12 protein-coding genes are annotated in these 19,776 nt (G+C 63.0%); 10 read left to right on the top strand and 2 right to left on the bottom strand.

All coding sequences use genetic code 11. The annotated features are described in order from the left end of the window. Nucleotides 1–427 precede the first annotated feature (427 nt). The 6 genes from CJU94_RS22805 (at nt 428) to CJU94_RS22780 (ending at nt 8,072) form a co-directional block, all read left to right on the top strand. Complete coding sequence (locus tag CJU94_RS22805) at nt 428–2,611, top strand: M1 family metallopeptidase (protein ID WP_095420953.1); 2,184 nt, start codon at nt 428–430, stop codon at nt 2,609–2,611. A 460-nt stretch (nt 2,612–3,071) separates the two neighbouring features. Next, nucleotides 3,072–4,016, top strand: a complete 945-nt coding sequence (locus CJU94_RS22800; protein ID WP_095420952.1) for a metallophosphoesterase family protein — start codon at nt 3,072–3,074, stop codon at nt 4,014–4,016. Between the two features lie 31 nt (nt 4,017–4,047). Continuing rightward, on the top strand, nt 4,048–4,392 hold the full coding sequence (locus CJU94_RS22795; RefSeq protein WP_095420951.1) for a cupredoxin domain-containing protein: 345 nt from the start codon (nt 4,048–4,050) through the stop codon (nt 4,390–4,392). Between the two features lie 921 nt (nt 4,393–5,313). Continuing rightward, the gene (locus CJU94_RS22790) at nt 5,314–5,886 is read left to right on the top strand and encodes a hypothetical protein (RefSeq protein WP_244221053.1); all 573 of its coding nucleotides are present in this window, start codon (nt 5,314–5,316) and stop codon (nt 5,884–5,886) included. 40 nt (nt 5,887–5,926) lie between these two features. Next, nucleotides 5,927–6,991: a GGDEF domain-containing protein gene (locus tag CJU94_RS22785; protein WP_095420949.1), complete on the top strand. Its 1,065-nt coding sequence runs from the start codon at nt 5,927–5,929 to the stop codon at nt 6,989–6,991. A 214-nt stretch (nt 6,992–7,205) separates the two neighbouring features. After that, nucleotides 7,206–8,072: a phytochelatin synthase family protein gene (locus CJU94_RS22780; protein WP_095420948.1), complete on the top strand. Its 867-nt coding sequence runs from the start codon at nt 7,206–7,208 to the stop codon at nt 8,070–8,072. 75 nt (nt 8,073–8,147) lie between these two features. Here the strand turns inward: CJU94_RS22780 and CJU94_RS22775 are convergent, their stop codons facing one another. Both CJU94_RS22775 and glgA read right to left on the bottom strand, forming a co-directional pair. Beyond that, the gene (locus CJU94_RS22775) at nt 8,148–8,537 is read right to left on the bottom strand and encodes a VOC family protein (RefSeq protein ID WP_095420947.1); all 390 of its coding nucleotides are present in this window, start codon (nt 8,535–8,537) and stop codon (nt 8,148–8,150) included. A 90-nt stretch (nt 8,538–8,627) separates the two neighbouring features. Next, nucleotides 8,628–10,217 (bottom strand): glycogen synthase GlgA, encoded by a 1,590-nt coding sequence (glgA, locus tag CJU94_RS22770; protein WP_095422751.1) that lies wholly within the window; start codon nt 10,215–10,217, stop codon nt 8,628–8,630. A gap of 463 nt (nt 10,218–10,680) precedes the next feature. Here glgA and tssF point away from each other — a divergent pair, with 463 nt between their 5' ends. The 4 genes from tssF (at nt 10,681) to CJU94_RS22750 (ending at nt 19,775) form a co-directional block, all read left to right on the top strand. Next, on the top strand, nt 10,681–12,570 hold the full coding sequence (gene tssF, locus CJU94_RS22765; RefSeq protein WP_095420946.1) for a type VI secretion system baseplate subunit TssF: 1,890 nt from the start codon (nt 10,681–10,683) through the stop codon (nt 12,568–12,570). Between the two features lie 174 nt (nt 12,571–12,744). Continuing rightward, the gene (locus CJU94_RS22760) at nt 12,745–14,775 is read left to right on the top strand and encodes a type VI secretion system Vgr family protein (protein WP_095420945.1); all 2,031 of its coding nucleotides are present in this window, start codon (nt 12,745–12,747) and stop codon (nt 14,773–14,775) included. Nucleotides 14,776–14,811: 36 nt separating this feature from the next. Continuing rightward, nucleotides 14,812–15,261 carry a DUF1795 domain-containing protein gene (locus CJU94_RS22755; RefSeq protein ID WP_095420944.1) on the top strand — a complete coding sequence of 150 codons (450 nt, stop codon included), beginning with the start codon at nt 14,812–14,814 and terminating at the stop codon, nt 15,259–15,261. A gap of 119 nt (nt 15,262–15,380) precedes the next feature. Then, nucleotides 15,381–19,775: an RHS repeat-associated core domain-containing protein gene (locus CJU94_RS22750; protein ID WP_167397569.1), complete on the top strand. Its 4,395-nt coding sequence runs from the start codon at nt 15,381–15,383 to the stop codon at nt 19,773–19,775. Nucleotide 19,776: the final 1 nt, after the last annotated feature.

The raw sequence follows: 19,776 nt of genomic DNA, 5'->3' as shown, positions 1-19,776 counted from the left end.
AGAGTATTAACTCGGTTGCATTACCGGAGGCATTCGGTTCGCATACATATTTTCCAAGTGAAAGAAAGTTTGTGAAAGGAAGTTGACACGGGAACGTTTGCCAAACTAGGCTACGCACTGTCGCCAAAAACTGATTCGGGATTTCTCTACCTGCCCGGAGACGCAGGTAAGCCGCGCTTTGCCGGTCAGTCAGGCGATCGAATGGAAGCCGAAGAAAACGGCCCAAGCTGTCTGAGTGAAAGTATTGTAATAAACGTGTATCGCAATTTTAAAATCAGCCACAAGTGCTGAGGCGCCAACACGTCCCTATATTCTCGCTAGCAATTCGGTGCTGGTGCGGGAGACCTTTTCTCTGAAAAACAGAGAAAACAAGCTGAAACACTCAACGCACTTTCTTTATGCCGATTTTGTCAGTCGAGGATTAATAATGCGTATAAATTTCCGATTGCAGATACAGTGCCTGGCGTTAGCCGGAATCGTGGTTCTGGCGGGATGCGGCGGCAGCGACGGCTCGTCTTCATTGACGAGTAAATCCGGGCAGACGCCGACGGCCGCGCCGGCTGCCTCTGAGGTGGCGCTGACTCCACCGGCCGCGCCGGTCGTTGCGGATACATCGATCAACAAGACGGTGCCGCCGGTCGAATTGCCCGACACGGTTACGCCTGTCAACTACAAGCTGTGGTTCCGGCCGAACCCCGCGCTTTCTTCGTTCGACGGCCGCGCCGACGTGCAGATCAAGGTGCAGAAGGCGGTCAATGCGATCACGATTGCCGGGCACCGGATCAAGTTCACCAACGGCACGATCACACTTCAGCCCGGCAACATTCCGTTGATTGCGACGCCTCAGGACGACGGCGATTTCTATCAGCTTCGCCCCGTGAGCGGGCAGATCGCCGCCGGCAACTACTCGCTGCACATGGAGTGGAGCGGCATCATCAACTTCAAGACCTATGACGACCCGGTCGCCAAGACCGGCGGCAGTTGCGGCGACGATCCCTATCCGGGCTGCTCCGCGGCCGAAGGGGTGTTCCGCGTCGATCTGAAGTCGACGGACGGCACGACGAGCGGCGCGATTCTCACGCAGGGCGAATCGAACCTGGCGCGCCAATGGTTCCCAGGCTGGGACGAGCCGGCTTTCCGGCCGACCTACGAGGTGAGCGCCGAGGTGCCGCAGAACTGGAACGTCGTCTCGAACGCGGCGGAAAAACCCGCGGTGAACGTGGACGCCGGCTACAAGCTGGTCTCGTTCGAGAAGACGCCGCCCATGCCGTCGTATCTGCTGTTCTTCGGCGGCGGGCAGTTCGACATTCTCGAAGACGACTTCTCGAGCCCGCTGCCTGACGGCAAGGGTCTGCATCTGCGCATCTTCACGCCGCCCGGCATGCGTGACTGGGCCAAGCCGGCCATGCAGCAGACCAAGCAGGCGCTCGATTACTACTATCGCTACACCGGCATTCCGCTGCCGCTCACCAAGTTCGACACGATCGCGGCCAACGACGCGTTCAAGGAGCAGAAGGACCTGAACTTCGGCGGCATGGAGAACTGGGGCGCGATTCTGGAATTCGCCGACGACATTCTGCCGGCGCCTGGCACGACCATGTCGGACTATGGCGTGACGGTGCTCACGCACGAAGCCGCGCACCAATGGTTCGGCGACCTCGTCACGCTCGACTGGTGGGACGACGTCTGGCTGAACGAATCGTTCGCGACATTCTTCGAGAACAAGACCAAGGTGCGGTTCTTCCCGGACCGCTTCAGTTGGGTCGACGACGTGAAGAACAAGTACGCCGTGATCAATGCGGACCTGAAGTCCACCTCGTTCCCGGTGCAGCCGAACTTCAACGGCTGGGCGTCGAACGACTTCGTGCTGAGTGCGAGCGCCTTCACGTACGACAAGGGCGGTCATGTGTTGAAGATGCTGGAGAACTACCTCGGCGAAGAGGTCATGCGCCAGGGCCTGCAGTCGTATCTTGCCGACTATTCGCTCGGCAACGTCACGCCTAAACGCCTGTGGGACGAACTGGCGAAGGTCAGCGGCCAGCCGATGGTGGCGATCGGCGACAGCTTCGTGCGGCAAACGGGTGTGCCGCTGATTTCGCTCGATACGCAGTGCGATCTGACGACCAACCAGACTGTGGTGACGCTGAAACAGCAGCCGTTCCCGAACCAGAACCAGTATCCGGGCACGCAGTGGACCATTCCGCTGACGCTTGCGTACGGCGACGGGCTCACCTCGCGCAAGACGGTGGCGATGAAAGACACGCAAACCCAGGTGCGTCTGAACGGCTGTTCCGCGGTCCTCGCCGATCCGAGCGGTCTCGACTACTACGTGACCAATTACGGCAACAACGCGTGGAGCCAGCTGCTCGCGCAGGGCAATGCGCTGAAGGATCCGGTGCTGCTGACCAGTCTGCAACTCGAGGCGAAACTGCTCGTGAAGAACGGTCTGGCGGACCCGTCGCGCGCTACCAGTATCGGCTCGCTGAGTCCTGCGGCCGCGCCGCTCGCCCATCAGTTGCTGATGACGGCACCGACCACGCAGTCGCTGCGGCCGGCGATCCGCTATCAGGGTAAGTTGCGGCAGAAGCAACCCTCGCAGCAGGCTCAGTAAGCAGGACCGAGTGTGTAGCGCGGCGGCCCGCATCGTGATGCTGCGATGCGGGCCGCCGTTTCATTGCCGCTTCACCTCCCGTTGCCGCACGTTGCGACCGATGCCGGTGAGTGCGGCGCAGGTCGGGATGACACACCGCCTCACTTTCATTTTCCTTCAAGGTATGCAATTTCGTCATGGCAGCGATGCGGGACGTCACCGTGGCGGCACCTTCTGATCCGCTCCAGATTATTGAACTCGGTGCAATTTAGCGATCACCGGTCGGACTAGAAGAAGACTCTACAAGCCGGTAGGCATGCTCAGCGGGCATGAGCCCCGTATTGGATGGCGAAAAGCCACAGATTGGGCCGACCGCCGTTGGAATAAAACCGACGCCCCGCCAGTCATGCCTCACGAACCGATTCGCGAGGGCCACCGGATGATCCGTGGTCCGCCTGCGAGTCTTTAACGTGAGGTCAACATGTCGTCAGATCATTCGTTCGACGCGTCGCGGCGCGGCGCGCTGAAGTGTCTTGCATTCGGTGGCTTGGGCACCGTGTTCGTTCTGTCGGGCGGCATTCTTACGCCGGTGGAACTGGCGCTCGCCGCCGGCGAAAAATCGTCCACGGCGACGGCGGGCGTGCCGCTCTTCCTGCAGATCAGCGACTCGCACATCGGCTTTAACAAGGAAGCCAACCCGGACGTGGCGGGCACGCTGAAGCAGACCATCGAATATGTCAACGCGATGCCGGTCAAGCCCGCGTTGACTATCCATACCGGCGATATCACGCACCTTTCCAAGCCCGCGGAGTTCGATCTGGCGGCCCAGTTGATGTCCGGCCTGAAAATCACCGAACTGCACACCGTGCCCGGCGAGCATGACGTGACCGACGGCCCCGGAACGGAATACTTCAGCCGCTTCGGCAAGGCTTCGGACAACAAGGGGTATTACAGCTTCGACCACCAGGGCGTGCATTTCGTCGGCCTCGTCAACGTGATGCACTTCAAGCCGAACGGTCTGGGCGGCCTCGGCGACGAACAGCTCGAATGGCTCGAAAACGACTTGAAGGGGCGCTCGTCCAGCACGCCGATCGTCGTATTCGCGCACATGCCGATGTGGACGATCTACGAACCGTGGGGCTGGGGCACCGGCGACGCCGGTCAGGCCATGAGCTATCTGAAACGCTTCGGCTCAGTGACGGTGCTCAACGGCCACATTCATCAGATCGTGTCGAAGGTGGAGGGCAACATTACGTTCCACACGGCGCGCTCGACGGCTTATCCGCAGCCGACCGCCGGCAACGGCCCCGGCCCTGGGCCATTGACGGTGGCTAGCGACCAGTTGCCGAAAATGCTCGGCGTGACCAGCATCAAGGTGACGCAGCATCCGCTCAAGGCGACGCTCGACGACACGACACTGGTTTAATGGTCAGATCTTTTATAGCAGGAGATCAGTTATGCCAACTAAAAAGTTTCGCCGTGTGTTTCTCGTGATGGCGGCAACGTCGGCTTTGATCGCGGCATCGTCCGGGTTTTCCGCGGCATGGGCGCAAACCCCGAACGCGGTCGTCATCAAGAATTTCATGTTCTCGCCGATGGAACTCACGGTTAAAGCCGGCTCGACCGTGACCTGGAAAAATCTCGACGGCGAACCGCACACCGTCGTGAACGACGCGGGCATGTTTCGCTCCGCCGCGCTCGATCAGAACGACACGTATCAGTTCAAGTTCGACAAGCCGGGCGTGTACAAGGTGTTCTGCGGCATCCATCCGAATATGAAGGAGACGATTACCGTGCAGTAAGTCATGTCTTGAACGACCTCGACGGACAGCGCCGGGGCATTCGCGGCAGAGCCTGCAGCTCTGCCGCGTGCCTCGCGCCGGATGGGCGACATACGCACGCCGATCCCGGCCGCGCGCCCGTTATCAGCGCCTCCCTTCCTGCGCGGCAGTGCCGGTCGGATGCAGGTGCCTGAGTTGGATACTATGTGTTAGCGCAGCCAGGTGGTTGCCGCCGAAACCGAGCATGGAGACGCCACTCTCCACATGCGTGCTCCGCCCGCACGACTGCGCGCCAGTTACTCTCTGGCAGCGTTAGAGGCACTGTGCTGGCCGAGCCCACTGACACAAGCCGTCCGCCGCGCGATACGTGCCGGTCTCGCCTTTAAGCCTTGCCACCTTTACCCGCCACGGATTGCCGTCGCCCGCAAGCAGTCGGGAACGGCACTTGCGCTTCCGGGTGGTAATCGGGAATGTCACGTGCGTTTCAAGCACCGGTCGCAAACTGCGAGCACGCAACTGCGCCCCCGGTGTGGCTGTCGCAACACCTGCAGCCTCGGGCTCCATGCCCGTCGCGCACGGACTCGACGGCTTGTGGATGCATCTGCGAGGCCTGTCGACATAGCGCGTGACGAGCCGACGTCTTAGAACTTTTACCTGTTTCCTGGACGCAACCCCCGCCTCGCCAAGATGCCGTTTAAAGCGCAGCATTGCCGTGTTGTTCTCGTGCAATGAGGAGGCATAGATTCGTCGAGCGGCTTTGTATCCACGCGCGAAATCGTGTGAATAAAGTCTGCCGACACATCAGACATAAGGATTCCGGAGCGTATTTCCATGTTCAATGATCCCGACTTGCGAAACTCTCTGGCCGCCGGCCCGGATGCCGGCGGCCCGCTAAACGGTTTGCCGCTTTCCGCCGCGCCGCCCAGGTTCGGAAGGCTCGCCATGTGCGTGGCCGTGGCCAGTGCCCTCGCCATCGGCGTAATGGGTACGGTGGCGTACAGTGTCTGGTTCAATCAAGATCAGCAGGCCTACGCCGAAGCCATCGCCGGCGCGCGGCAAGCGCTGGGCAGTGGGGCGTCGGCAAGTGCGGCCGTAGCGGCCACCACCGGCGCAGGCTCGTTGCCACCAACGGCGGCGACCGGCCCGGCGACGACGGCATCGCCGAACGTGGGCGATCCGGAGGCCGGCGGGCAATTGGCCTCCTGGTCCGGTGAGGTCACGCGGCGTTCGCGATCGAATCTTCAGACGACTTTCGTAACGGATGCGGCGTCCGCTGACCCTGCATCTTCCCCCGCGTCCGCTCACCGTTCGGCAAGCGCCGGCAATCCACCCGCGCAGCAAATGGCGCCGTCGCGAGTGGGCAAGGATAATCGTGCGCCGCAAGAGCGCCGCACGACATTCACGAACGCAAAACACAAAGACAATGCGTTCACTCGCATCGGCCTCTTCTTTCGTCGTGTGGACTATCGGCAGCATGGCAACGCAAATCGGCAAGACCTCTATTCCCATCCGTGAGCGACGTTTTCGGGTTCGCGTCGATCCGGCAGGCGCCTTGATGACCCGATTCAGGCGGGCGCCAGCCTTGCTGGCCGGCGCCTCCTTGCTGTGTCTGCTGATTGGCCTTCTTTATCTCGCCTTGCAGATCAGAACGATCTTCTCCGATCAGTTGAAGCAGGAATACGCCGGGCTCGTGCTCGAAGCGGCGGGGCGCGCAAACAGCGCGCGTGCGACGCTCGACGCATGGCAGCCACGTCCGGGTGACAGCGAAGCGCGAGCGCAGGGTTACCGGCATGCACGCGTCGAACTTGCCGCGCGCCTCGGCTCGCTCGCCGCATTGGTGAACGCGAGCCCGTCCGCCGCGCCACGCATGCCCGCCTCGGCGTCGATGCCGGCTGCCAGTCTGACCGAGGCCGATGCGCTGCTTGCCTCGGTCACGACGTATTGGCTGGCGCAGCGCGATACCGACGCCGCTGACATACGCCTGCGGATCACCCACGTCGCGAACGTGTTGATCGCGCTGGCCGCGCTGCTGTTCTGTCTGCTGCTCACCGCGCTTGGCATGTACGCAAAACGCAATCGTCAACTGGTGGGCGAATCGTATGAGTTCGAGTACGCCGCGTTGCACGATCCCATGACCGGGCTGCCGAACCGGCGCAAGCTGTTCGCCGTGCTCGACGACTCAGCCGCGAGGCTGCAAGCCGGTACGGCGCCGGGCAGAATCGCCGTACTGTATGTGGATCTGGACGGTTTCAAGCAGGTCAACGACTCGCTCGGCCACCGTGCCGGGGATGAATTCCTGATCGCCGTATCGCGGCGTTTTCGCGAGTCGGTGCGCAAAGGGGATGTCGTCGCGCGCATTGGCGGCGATGAGTTCGCGGTACTGATTCACGAATTTTCGACGGCCGACGAACTGACCGAGGTTGCTCGGCGCCTGATTGCGTGTGTGGTGGCGACCGACGAACAGATGGGGATCGGGCTGGTCCGCGCGAGCATCGGCATTGCCAGCTTTCCCGACCTCGTCGACGATTATCAACGCCTTGTTGCCGCGGCGGACGAGGCGATGTATCGCGTCAAGCGTAGCGGCAAGAACGGTTACGCGTTCACGGCTCAGGACGACTGAGTGCGGCCTTCGCACCGTCGCGGTTTTTGCGTCGCGTGTTTCGCTTCACCTTTCAGCCTCGCATCCCGACCCGGCCGTTGAATGACGGCTGCGCGCCGGCCTCGCGCACGCTGAGCTTTATTTCGTGTTACAAAATCGGGGCTCGTCGGCGCATGACGATTTACGCGCCGGCGCGACTGCGGTCAAGGTGAGTTCGTCCCCAGCGGAAAGGTCCATGTCCACATATTCGTCGATGCGCGCCATGCGGCGCTTGAGCCGGCCCGATTGGGTCGTGGCCGTTCTGGTCGCGGCGCTCGCCGCTTGCGCGCCGGTGCCGCCAGCTACAGTTGAACCCGCGGTTCAACCCACGGTTCAACCCGCCGCCATTCAGCCGGCGGTTCAACCTGGCACACGGGCCGGCGCGCAAGCCACTGCGCGGCCCGCCGACGGGCCGCTTCCCGTCCCGCCAAACCTCGTTGCGTTGGCGCAGCCGGCCGGCCAGAAACGGTTGCTGGGTTCCGTGTCCAACCAGTCGTACTGGCCGCTCTCGCAGTATTTCGAAACCCAGCGTAACGAAGCCTATTGTTCCGTCGCGACCTCGGTGATGGCGCTCAACGCATTGGGCATCCGCCGCCCCGAATCGACGCAATACCCCGATTTTCCGTTCTTCTCGCAGGAGGATTTTTTCCGCGGGATCGAACCGCTGGTGGCCAACGCGGCGCAGGTATCGAGAGAGGGCATGACGCTCGACCAGCTCAGCGCGGCCCTCAACGCATTTCCGGTCGCGGTCGGCAAATATCACGCCTCGGACCTGTCGCTCGACCAGTTCCGTGATCTCGTGCGCGCCACCACGGGCCGCAACGACCGCTTCGTGCTGTTGAATTTCAGACGCATGGAAATCGGCGAGACAGGCGGCGGACACTGGTCACCGCTCGCCGCTTACGACGCCGCGAGCGACAGCGCGTTGTTGCTCGACGTGGCGCGCTATAAATATCCGGCTCTCTGGGTGCCGGTCGCGCAGCTGTACGCGGCCGCGCTGGCGGTGGATAGCGTGAGCGGACTTTCACGCGGCATCGTGATTGTCGGCAAGCGGCAGAATTAGCAGCCGCCGGCCGATGCATCCATCCGATCACACTGCCGTCCGCCGTGCCGGTCTTGTCCGCCGACTACGCGCGCGTTATCCCCACGACGCATTCTGCAAAACGATCCGATACCCATCCGGATCTTCGAACGTTTTGCCCTCGCGGTCCCAGTAGGGATTCTCCGATTCGCAGGCCACTGCGCCGAGCGCCTCGAGCCGTTCGACGGCCGCGCTCCACACGTCGCGTTCGGGTAGATAGAGCACGAGGAGGTGCTCGTGGGTCGGCGCACGGTCCACGGTCACACCGTGTTGATGCGTGAACTCGATGTGCCAGCCGCAACCCCGTCGTCCTACGACGACGCCATCAAAGCCCGCGTGATTCTCGAAGCTCGCGAGCACCTCGAAGCCCAGCCCACGGGTGTAGAAATCGGCGACCTTTTGCAGATCGTTAGTCGGGCGGGCGACCCGGAGAACGGGCGATGACATCGGCGACTCCACGTAAGGGGGAAAGCCGCACAGCATACCGTGCCGGTTGCGCCGCGCGGGCGAGAAGCTTAGCCCGGTGCCTTAAAGCGATCATGCGCTGCGCGCCATCTCGCCAAGCCCGGCATTGAAGTCTTCCCGGCGGCCGCCCGCTGCCGCGCCAGTTCGCGACCGGACCGGGGCCTTGCGAACCCGCGTGTCGCGCAGGGCCGGGCGTGCATCCACCAGATCCGCATATAGCGCGAGATAGTTCGCGGTGGATGCTTGCCAGCCGAAGTCGCGGCTCATCGCATTACGCTGCAGCACGTGCCAGGACGACGGCTCCACGAACGCGTCCAGCGCGCGGCCGAGCGCATGCATGACGTCATCGGGGCTTTCGCCGTCGAACAGAAAGCCGGTGGCCTTTCGATCGCCGCGCGGGTCGTGCGGCAGATAGTCGACGATCGTGTCGGCCAGGCCGCCGACGCGCGAGGCCACCGGAATCGTGCCGTAGCGCATTGCGTAGAGCTGCGTGAGGCCGCAAGGTTCGAAGCGGCTGCCGTGCAGCAGAATGTCCGCGCCCGCGTGCAACATGTGCGCGCGCCGCTCGTCATAACCGATCTGCACGCCGACGCGTCCCGGCCAGGCGGCCGCGATGCCCTGCAGCGCCTGTTCGATACCGTGCTCGCCCTCGCCGAGTATCGCGAACTGCAAGCGCGGGTGCCGTTCGAGCAGCGCCGGCAGCGTATGCACGACGACATCGGCGAGCTTCTGTTCGGTCAGCCGGCTGCCGATGGCGACGAGCGGTGCGAACGGATCGCGCGTCAGACCGAAGGCCTGCTGCAGTTCACGCTTGCAGGCTTGCTTGCCGACGGTGTCGTCGACGGAATAGGGGCGTGCGATATGTTTGTCGGTAGCCGGATTCCATACCGTGGTGTCGATGCCGTTCACGATGCCCGACAGCTTGCCGGCCTGCGCCTGCAACACGCCTTCCATGCCGTGGCCGAAATGCGGCGTCAGGATTTCGCGTGCATAGCGGCGGCTCACAGTGGTGACGCGATCAGAATGGACGATGCCGGCTTTCATCATGCTGAGCGAGCCATAGAACTCGATGCTGCGTTCGTCGGACAGCGCGGGCGCCAGCAATTCGGGCGGCACGCCGATCCAGCCGCCCATGGCGAGCGGATGGTTGCCCTGGAACGCGAGGTTGTGAATCGTAAACACGCTTTTCGCGGCAACCCCGGCGAGCCGCAGATATAACGGCGTGAGTCCTGCATGCCAATCGTGCGCGTGCACGATGTCGGGGCGCTTCACGTTGCGCACGCCGCGCGCCACCCGCGCGGCCGCTGCCGCGAGCGATGCGAAGCGCGTGAGGTTGTCCAGATAGTCGCGCCCCCGCGGATCGCGATAGAGGCCTTCACGCGCGAATAGATGATCCATCTGCAGAAGCAGCACCGGCACGCCGGTGTCGGGCATCTGGGCGCGTAGCAGCCGCGCGTCGCCGCCGGGCAGGCCGGTCATGCGCGCGACGGGCGCGACCTCGACGGCGCGTTCCAGCGCGGCCGGATAAGCGGGCATCAGGATCGAGACATCGACGCCGGCATCGCGCAGAGCGGCGGCGTAGGCGCTGATCATATCGCCCAGGCCGCCGGATTTGGCGAGCGGCAGGGCTTCGGAAGCGACGAGAAGAACGTTGAGCGGCAAAGCGGCCCCCAAGGACGGGATTTGTGCACTTGCACAGTGCGATGAGATGCGTGGACGCGACTGTTCAGCAAGGGGTGTGCCTGAAGTTTGAACTTCGATTGGGGCGCAGAGACGGATTTGTGCTGCAGTGCGGGCGGCGAATCTTTTGGCGTGCTCGGCCTATTTTTTTGCGTTGACACCTCGTTTGTCTGAAAAGGCGTTTTTTCATTCGTGTGTAGATTTGACATTCAGGCGCAAAGATAGGACGCATCTGCCCGCATGCGCTGATCGTTGCACATCTTGACAATTCATCCGATGAATATCGGTTAGCCTTGCTTTCTCTCCCGGGGCACACGATGCGGGCTGCAAAGGTGGGCAAGATAGCCGTATCGAAAAGGCCGCCCGGCGTCGATCCGTTCACTGAGTCTGTTACGGCAAAACGCTGCTGCGTATCTGGCCCCGCACTTGACGAAACGGAGCCAAAGTGGACCCGCGACTGCTGGAGTACTACACGAGTGAGCTCGTCTACATGCGCGAACTGGCAGGCGAGTTCGCGCAGGCTCATCCCAAGATTGCCCGGCGCCTGGGCATGCAGGCGGGCGAGATTGGCGACCCGTACGTCGAGCGTTTGATCGAATCGTTCTGTTTCATGTCCGCGCGCATGCAGTTGCGGCTCGACGCTGACTTTCCCCGCCTCACGGAACGGCTGCTCGAAGTCGTCTATCCGAACTACACGGCGCCCACGCCATCCATGGCGGTCGTCCGGCTCTTTCCTGGCGACACGGAGGGCAATCTCGCCGAAGGCATGCCTATCGCACGCGGTGCGGCGTTCATCAGTGGTGCGCCCGGTGGCGGGAGTACGCGCTGCCAGTTCCGTAGCAGCCAGGACGTGACGCTGTATCCGCTTGAGATTGCCAGCGCGCGGCTGACCGGCGTCCCGCCCGACATTCCCGCGCTCGACCGTTACGTGCGCTACGGCGCCGAGGTCCGGGGGGCGTTGCGGCTGCGCCTGCGCACCACCAACGGTGCAGCCATCGGCAGCCTCCGGGGACTGCGCCGTCTGCCGGTGTATCTGGCCGGCGATGAGCAGACTGCTTCCCACCTGTTCGAACTGCTGCACGCGGCCGGTATCGCGTCCATCATCGGCGAGCCGGGCCAGTTCGGCGCGGCGGGCGCTCCGTTTCACGCGGTCGGTGACGAGGCAGTGGTCCACGAGGGGCTGGATCCCGGGCAGGGGTTGCTTCCGCTCGTTTCGCCGAAGCTTCACGGACACAATCTGCTGCACGAGTTCGCGGCATGCCCGTCGCGTTTCTACTTTTTCGCGCTGACCGGGCTCGAGGCCGGCCTGCGCCGGGTGCGCAGCCGGGAAGCGGAGATTGTCGTGCTGCTGGACCGCTCGCCCGGCGCGCTGGCCGATCGCGTGGATGCCTCGCAGTTCGCGCTGTTCTGCACGCCGGTCATCAATCTGTTCACGAGCAGGTCTGATTCGGTGGAAGTGCATGGCAGGGGCGCCGAGTTCCAACTGGTTCCCGACCGGCTCGCGCCGCGCGATTACGAAGTGTTTTCAATCGAGGCGTTGTATGGGCAGGTCAGCAAGGACTCGGAGCCGCTCGCGTTCCGTCCGCTGTACCAGAAGCTGACTGACGACGAGGGCAATCACGGGCGGTTTTTCACGCTGCGCCGCGAGCGCACGCTGGCTTCAGACTCGTTGCGCCGCTACGGCACGCGCACGCCGTACATCGGCACGGAGGCTTTCGTTTCATTAGTGGATCAGGACGAACTACCCTATGAACAGCCCATACGCTACGCCTCGATTGACGCGTGGCTGACCAACCGTGACTTGCCCAACCTGATCCCGTGCAACGGCGTTAGCGATCTCACGCTGGTGCAATCCTCGCCGGTTCGGCAAGTGGGTCTGATCCGGGCGCCCAGTGTCCCGCGCGCCCCGTATGCGGAGCGTGAGGCGGCGTGGCGGCTGATCCGCCAGCTGAACTTCAACTACCTCACGCTCGAGGCACGACCTGGCGAGGCATCGGGCGCGAGCCTGCGTAAGCTGCTGCAACTGTTCCTTGCCGCCGACGATACGGCCTATCGGCAGCAGATCGAGAGTCTGGTGAAAGTCGGGAGCCGGGCGGTGACACGCAAGCTTCCGCGTTCCAGCGATCTTGCCATCGGACGCGGTATCGCATGCTCGCTGACCGTGGACGAGTCGGGTCTCGGCGGCGTCAGCCCCTATTTGCTCGGCCTGGTTCTCGAACACTACCTCGCGCGGCATGTATCGGCGCATTCGTTTACACAGACCGACCTGCATTCGGTGCAGCGCGGCCGGGTGGCGGCGTGGCCGGTGCGCATGGGCACGCGTGGCGTAGCCTGAACCGAACAAGCGCAGCGTACGGATCGGACAGTGAGGTGTCTTAGTTTTAATCAAAATATTTAGGATGACTACGAACATGAGAGGATTGAAGATAGGGCGTCGGGTGACATGCGGTCAGCGCGACGCGCCCGGCGACACCTGCGGGGAGCCGGTCGCACGGCAAAGGTGCTACCCATGCTGAACTTCGTGACGCCACGTACCCTGACGGTCAGCGGCGCGGCGCTGCCGAGGTTGCCCCACGGCGAGCCGGCATTGCAGTTACGTGCCATCGCAGGCGAAGAAACCCTGTCGATCATCTACGAATACGAGCTGAGCCTCGTCACGCCCGTCGATCCGCTGCTGCCGGACAGCACGGCCGCCAACTTCGACTTGAAAGAGATGATCGGCAAGGAGCTAACGGTCACCATCCAGCTCGACGGCATGGGGACATTCGTGCCGGGCATGGCAGGCGCCGGCGGTGCGGCGAATTTCGGCGCCGGGATTCGTGAGATCAGCGGCATTGTGACCGCGGCGAGTCTGGTGAGCCAGTTGAACCGCCAGTATCTCTACCGTTTGAAGTTGCAGCCGTGGATCGTGCTTGCCGAGCGGCGCACCGATTACCGGATCTTCCAGAACAAAACGGTCGTCGAGATTATCGACGAGGTGCTTAAGGGCCATTACCTCTACTCGTATGTCAAGCGTCTGGGCGGCAGGTATTCGAACCTGGTCTATCAGGTTCAGTACGGCGAGTCCGACTTCGCCTTCATTCAGCGCCTGATGGCTGAGCACGGCATCTACTGGTTTTTCGAACATTCCGGCGAGATACACCGGATGGTGCTGGTCGACAATCTCGGTGCGCACACACCCGTGGAGAGTCTCGCGTATCGGACGCTGTGGTACTACCCGCCGGGACACAAGATCGATCGCGAGTACATCGAGGCATTCCATACGACCGATTGCATTCAGTCGGGCGTCTGGACGACTGACGACTTCGACTTCACACGACCGGGCGCGGATCTCGCCGTGAAAAACGCGCTGCCGCGGCAGACAGCGCATAACCGGCTGAGCGTCTACGAATGGCCGGGCGACTATAGCGACGCGAGCGATGGCGCGCAGTTCGCACGCGTGCGCATGGAGGAAATCCGCGCGCGGGGTGAGCGCGCCACGGGCCAGGGTCATCTGCGCAACGTGGTGTGCGGCACGACCTTTACGCTCGCGGGCTATCCGCAGGAGGCGGCAAACCGGGAATACCTCGTGATCGGCGCGAAGCTGATGGCGGAAGAAACCGGCGAGCAAACGGGCGCGGGCCAATACCGCTTTAACACGTGGTTCGAGTTGCAGCCGGCCACCACGATGTTCCGCGCGCCGCGCACGGTGGCGAGGCCGCGCACCACCGGACCGCAAACGGCGATCGTGACGGGACCGCCGGGACAGGAAATCTGGACCGACCGATACGGCAGGGTGAAGCTGAAGTTCCACTGGGACCATTCACCCGTGAACGACCAGAATTCATCGTGCTGGGTGCGCGTGTCGTATCCGTGGGCCGGCAGCAACTTCGGGGGCGTGAACATACCGCGCGTGGGCCAGGAGGTGATCGTCGATTTCGAGAACGGTGATCCCGACCGGCCGATCGTGACGGGGCGCGTGTTCAATGCAGCCTCCATGCCGCCATGGGAGTTGCCGGGTAACGCGACGCAAAGCGGCATGCTCTCCCGCTCCATGAAAGGCCACTACGGTACAGCCAACGCGATCCGCTTCGAGGATAAGGAGGGGGCGGAGGAACTGTGGCTGCAGGCCGAACGGGACATGCGTACCGAGGTCGAGAACGACGCGTTGCATACGGTCGGCAACGACCGCATCAGAACGGTTGCGCGAAACGAGCTTGTGACGATCGGCGACACGCGCCAGCGCTGCGTCAAGGCCGACGACGGGACACTCGTCGGCAAGGACCGTGTGGTCGAGGTCCTGAACAATCTGCTCTGTGCGGCCGGCGACAGCATCACGCTTTCCTGTGGCGACAGCATCGTCGAGCTCAAGAGCAACGGGGAGATCAATGTCACCTGTAACAACTTCAACCTGACCGCGAGGCAGAGCGGAAAGATCAATGCGCAGGCAGGCAACCTCGACCTGAATATGGGCGGTAAGGAGGCGGGCGTGGCGCCTCGCGGTTCTGGTGAGAAAGCATCCATCCAGTCACACGTCGACGCCGTCTTTCCAGAAAAGTAGGTTCTCCCGCGACCCTATTCACAATCAATCATATCGATGCAACAAGCCCGTTATTACACCCATGAGGCGGCGTTCACGCTGCCCGACGCTAGCTATGTCGATAGCAGTTTCAATGTGATCCGGCTGCCGCAACTGAACGCGAACCTCGTGATCAGCCGCGGCGCGTTGAACGACGGCGAAACGCTCGAAAGCAGTCTCGACGCGCAGATGCGCCGGCTGGCCGATCAGGTGGCCGAACTGCATTACAGCGCGAAGCAGCCTGTCACGATCGGCCTGCGGCAGGATGTGGCCGGCTTCGAGATGCAGAACCGCTTCATGCGCGGCAAGGAGCCGGTCTATCAGTATCAGCTGGCGTGGTTGCTGCCCGGCTCGCGCACGATGATGGCGCTCAGCTACACGCGAGCCACCGCGCTGACCGATATCGACGCGGCACACTGGAGCGCCATCAAGGCGAGTATCGATTTTCGCAGTGCCACGCGCGACTGACGGGGGACGTCATGGGAGAGGCGTTCTGGGCCGCCCGCGAGGGCGACGCGCTGCTGCACACGTCGCTGATGGCCGATATCGCGGGCGGCGTGCTCGACGTGGCAATCAATGCGGCCATCATGATCGCGGTGGATCTCGCGGTCGGGGCCGCCATTGCCGCCGCGCCATTCACGTTCGGCGCCAGTGCGTGCCTCGCGGTGGGGCTGGCCGTCGGTGTCGGCGTCGGTATCGGCATGTCGGCGTCCGGCATGAGCGAAGGCATATCTTCGTTCTGCTCGGATGTCGGTAACGCAATATTTCCCCCGACCGTGCAAGGGCATATTTCGAGCGGATCGGCTGACACGTATGTCAACGGCAAACGTGCGGCGCGCGCGGCCGGCATTCTGATGACGCAGGAGGAGATCGAGGCGCAGGCGCAGGCCGCCGCGGAGGCGCCGCCCAGGCAGCAGTCGATCGTCGATATCGCGGGCGAGGCATTGCAGTGGGGACAAGAGTTCATTTCGCAGATGTGGCGCCCGGCCGTGGCCGCGCCGGAGCCTGCGAATCCCTGTCCGGACGACAAGGTGCATTGCGAGAAACACCCCAGTTCCATCACGGCGATGGCCGAGGATGTTGCCCATACTTCGGTGGGCACGGCGGTTTTCAATGTCGTATCTGGCGTCGGTGCGCTGGATGCCGGGTTCAAGGCGGTCAGTGCGATCACTGGCGCATCGGAATACCTCGCCGAGGGCGTGAAGCACGTCACCATCAACGGTCAGCCCGCCGCCCGCAGCGGCGCCCGTACCACCTGCGAAGCCAGGGTGGTCGATGAGCCGGCTGGCGGCGTGGATGTTTCACCCGATGTCAGGATCGGCGGACCGCTTGCCGTCGTGCGAGACATTCGCAGCGGCAAGTCGCCCGTTGCGCTGACGGTTGCGGTCGTCCTTGCATTCATGGGCAAGGGTAGCGCGACCTCGAAGTTTGGCTGTTTCCTGTTCGGCACCGGTGTAAGCGTCTTGACGCAGAAAGCCGGCGAGGCACTGCGCGGGCTGTACCACCGGGCGGGCAACGCCGTATTGCAGCCGGTGAATGCCGCAACGGGCGCCAAATATCTCGCCGGCGAGGAGGACCTCGACTTCAGTCTGCCTGGCCCCTTTCCGCTGGACTGGCGGCGACTCTACAACAGCCGCGACGAGCGTCACGACGGCATGTTCGGCACCGGCTGGAGCGTGCCGTTCGAAGTGGCGATGGAGATGACCCCGGGCGCGGAGGACGCCGACTGCTGGACCTATATCGACGAAACAGGACGGCGCGTGGATCTGCAGGCGGTGCGGCCGGGCCACGGATTCCGCAGCCCGGGTGAAGGCCTGGGCGTTCGCCGCAGCGCTGCGGGGCACTGGCTGGTGGAAAGCGACGAAGGCCTTTACCGGGTGTTCGAGCCCGACCCGCACAATGCTCAACGTCAGCGCCTGTTGCGGTTGAGCGATCGCAATCGCAATGCGTTGCGGCTGCACTACGACGATGCCGGCCGGCTCGAGGCGATCGCCGACAGTGCGGGTCATCAATGTGTGCGGCTTCACTATGAGGAGCCGGTCCATCCACGCCGCGTGAGTTGCCTCGCGCGGCGCTACGGCGAAGACCTGCAACAGCGTGATGTGCTCGTGCGCTATCGCTATGACGCTGCCGGCAATCTGGCCGAGGTGCGCAACCGCGACGATGCGATCCTGCGTCAGTTTGCATACGATGGCGGCCGTCGCATGGTGATGCACCGGCTGCCGGCGGGCATGGAATGCCACTATGGCTGGGGGCGCTTCGACGGCCCGGATGGCGAAGAATGGCGCGTCGTCGAACACTGGACCGATACCGGCGAGCACTACTGGTTGGACTATCAGATCCAGGAGCGCACCCTGCGGGTCCGTGACAGCCTCGGGCGCAGCACCTTCCGGCAATGGGACGAGCTGTATCAGATCACCTGCTTCGAAGACGAACTCGGGCATGTGTCGCGCTTCGAGTGGAGTCGCGAGCGGCAATTGCTGGCCGTGACGGATGCGAAGGGCGGCGTATGGCGTTGGGATTACGACGAAGCGGGCCGTGTGAGCGCGGTCACTGACCCGCTCGGTCGGGTCGAGCAGACGCAATGGCACCCGGTGTGGGCGCTTCCCACGCTTGAAACGGACACGGGCGGCAGCACGTGGCGGCAGGTCTACGACGAGCGCGGTAACCGCATCGTCACGATAGACCCGTTGATGCAACGCACGCTCTATCACCGCGACGCGCGCGGGCTGGTCATGAAGATCACCGACGCGCGCGGCGGCGAGCGCCATCTGCGCTGGAATGAAGATGGCCAGTTGAGCAGCCATACCGATTGCTCAGGTTCGGTAACGGCGTTCTATTACGATGCACGCGGCGCCCTCGAGTGCGTGACCAATGCCGAAGGCGACCGCATCCGCTATCGGCGCGATGCATTGGGGCGACTCGTCACCGTGGTGCATCCCGACGGCAGGGAAGAGCGCTTCACGGTAGACGCGGCCGGACAACTGCTGACGCATACCGATGCCAGCGGACGCACTACCCGTTATCAGCGTGATCGGCGTGGCCTGGTGCAGGCGCGCATCGACGGCGCGGGGCATCGCGTGGGGTTCGAGTACGACAGCTATGGACGGTTGCTGGCGCTCATCAACGAGAACGGCGAACGCTACGGCTTTGCCTATGACGCGAAAAACCGCCTGACGCGGCAGACGGATCTGGATGGCCGCCGTCAGGAGACGGATTACGACGCGCTGGATCAGGTGGCGGCGGTGCGATACGCCGCCGGCGGCGACGCACAGATCGAGCATACGTTCGGTCGTGACGCGCTCGGCCGCCTGATTGGCCGGTACACGCCCGATGCGATCACTTTCCACGACTACGATGCCAGCGGCAACCTGCTGACGATCTCACGCAAGCGGCACGACGCGCCGCGTAAGCGGGACGTGGAGGTGATCGCATTCCGTTACGACCGTCTGGGGCGACTGCTGGAGGAAGCGACGTCGCAGGGGAAACTGCGTCACGAATACGATGTGCTGGGCAACCGGATCGCAACGACTCTGCCCGATGGACGCACGATCAATCATCTGTATTACGGCAGCGGCCACCTGCATCAGATCAATGTGGACGGCGAAACGGTCAGCGACTTCCAGCGCGACCGTTTGCATCGTGAAGTGCTGCGCAGTCAGGGCAAGCTGGACACGCGCAGCCTGTACGACGTGAACGGGCGGCTGGCGCGCCGGCAGAGTTATCGCGGCATGAATGGCGTGGTGCCGGACAGGGTGATCGACCGGGACTATCACTACGATGCGCTGGACCGTCTGGTGAGCAAGCGGCATAGCCTGCAGCAGCAAACCGCGTATCGGTACGACGAAAGCGGGCGCATCAGCGGGTGCCGCAACGAGGCTTACTGGGACACGTTGCAGTACGACGCGGCGGCGAATCTGGTTGAAGTTCGGGAGCGTGCACGCGTGAAAGGCGAACCGGCCCCGGTTGAGCGGGAAGGCAACGTGGTCCGCTTCAACCGGGTGCTGCGTTTTCGGAATCGCCGCTACGAATACGACGCCCACGGGCGCACGGCGAGCCGGCTGACGGCGACGGGACTGCAACGCTATCGGTACGATGCGGAACACAGGCTGGTGGAAGTGAGTATCGAGCAGACCGGTAGCCCGGTTCGGCGCTACGGTTACGCGTACGACGCGGTGGGGCGGCGTGTTGCAAAGTTTGCGATCGACGGGGATGGACAGCCTATCGAGCGGACCCGCTTTGTGTGGGACGGCATGCGGATGGTGCAGGAGGTGCGGGCGGACGGCGCCGATAGCCTGTACCTGTACAACGGCGAAGGCAGTTATGAGCCGGTGGCCCGGATCGATGGCCGCAACGGACTCGGGCGTAGCACCTACTACTATCACACGGATATCAATGGCGCACCGGAGGAACTGACCAGCGCGGACGGACGGATCGTGTGGCAGGCGATGTACCAGCTGTGGGGCAACACCGTGCGCGAGAGCGAGCCGGAGAGCTACGCGGTGCGCCAGAATTTGCGGTACCAGGGGCAGTATCTGGACCGGGAAACGGGGCTGCATTACAACACGCTGCGGTATTATGATCCGGATATTGGGAGGTTTACTACGCCTGATCCGATTGGGTTGGCGGGTGGGGTGAATCTGTATGCGTATGCGCCGAACCCGATAAGCTGGATTGATCCTTGGGGGCTGTCTTGTGATTTATTGTCCAAGCCTAAGAAGGTAGTAAATTCAAACATGCCGCACGCGGTGGAGAGGGCTGTTGAGCGAGGTGTTTATCCGGATAAGAACACAGCATCAGATGCTCTGAAGGCGTTATCAAAGCAAATAGAAAAGGACGGTTACCCTGTTGGGACAATTGTGGATACTGCTCATGCAGATCGAGTTCTGGTGCCCACCGGAAATAACGGTATGGCGGTGTACCAAGTGGCAAAGAACGGAACTGCAAAAATAAAAACGGTCTTGATTAATCTGTTGGAGTAGA

Origin of the sequence: Paraburkholderia aromaticivorans (genome assembly GCF_002278075.1) — a bacterium.
GTDB classification, from domain to species: Bacteria; Pseudomonadota; Gammaproteobacteria; order Burkholderiales; family Burkholderiaceae; genus Paraburkholderia; species Paraburkholderia aromaticivorans.
Note: the sequence above shows the minus strand (reverse complement) of the source record. Positions and strands in the feature narration are given on the sequence as shown.